The organism is Nonomuraea sp. K271 (assembly GCF_009908215.1).
Lineage (GTDB): Bacteria > Actinomycetota > Actinomycetes > Streptosporangiales > Streptosporangiaceae > Nonomuraea > Nonomuraea longispora.
Genome location: NZ_JAAAHR010000386.1, coordinates 1 through 999, shown reverse-complemented (window position 1 = coordinate 999; position 999 = coordinate 1). Strand labels below are relative to the sequence as shown.

The following is a 999-nucleotide window of genomic DNA, read 5'->3' as shown; positions in this document are numbered from 1 at the left end:
ACACGATGCTCGTGTCGGAGGAGCCTCGGCTGACCTTGACCCGCAGGCCCGTCGCCCCGGCCGCGTGCAACTCCACCCCGCTCCAGGCGAACGGCAGATACGGCCTGCCCTCCGCCCTCGGAACCAGGTCGCCCAGCGCGGCCGCATGCAAGGACGCGTCCAGCAACGCCGGATGCAACCCGAACCGGCCCGCCTCCGCATGCCCCTGCTCGGGCAGAGCGATCTCGGCGAACACCGCGTCCTCGTGCTGCCAGGCCGCCACCAACCCCTGGAACAAGCGCCCATACTCAAGGCCCATCGCCGCCATGTCGTCGTACAGGTGCTCGACATCTATTGGCTGGGCACCGGCAGGCGGCCACTGCTCCATACCGGCGGCCGGCCGGTCGCCTTCTTCGGACAGGACGCCCTGTGCGTGCAGCGTCCACTCGTCCTGACCCGCACGCGAGTACAGGCTCACCTGGCGGCTGCCGGCATCGTCGCAGGGCCCGGCCACGAGCTGGATGTCCACGCCCGGCCCGTCCGGCACCAGCAGCGGCGCCTGCATGGTCAGCTCCGCCAGCCGCGGGCAGTCCACTTCCTGGCCGGCCCGCAGCGCCAGTTCCACCAGCGCCGCCCCCGGCACCACCACCCGGCCGTCGACCTGGTGATCGGCCAGCCACGGTTGCCCGGCCGGCGACAACCTGCCCGAGAAGACCACCGACTCGCCGCCGGCCACCTCGGTCACCGCGCTCCACAACGGGTGCTCGATGGCGCCCAGCCCGGCCGCACCGACGTGCTGCGACTCCAGACTGGCCGGCACCCAGAACCGCTCGTGCTGGAAGGCGTACGTGGGCAGGTCGACCAGCCGGCCGGGGGTCAGCACCTTCGTCCATTCCACGGCGATGCCCTGGACGTGCAGCCGCCCCAGCGCCTCGATCAGCGCCCGGGTCTCGTCACGGTCCTTGCGCACGGCCGGGACGAACACCGCGTCCTCGACACTCTGCTGCGCCAGCCCGGTCA

1 protein-coding gene is annotated in these 999 nt (G+C 72.2%); it reads right to left on the bottom strand.

Annotated elements, in window-relative coordinates:
• On the bottom strand, positions 1-999 hold a 999-nt coding region (locus tag GUY59_RS47110), incomplete at both ends, for a polyketide synthase dehydratase domain-containing protein (RefSeq protein WP_201762194.1).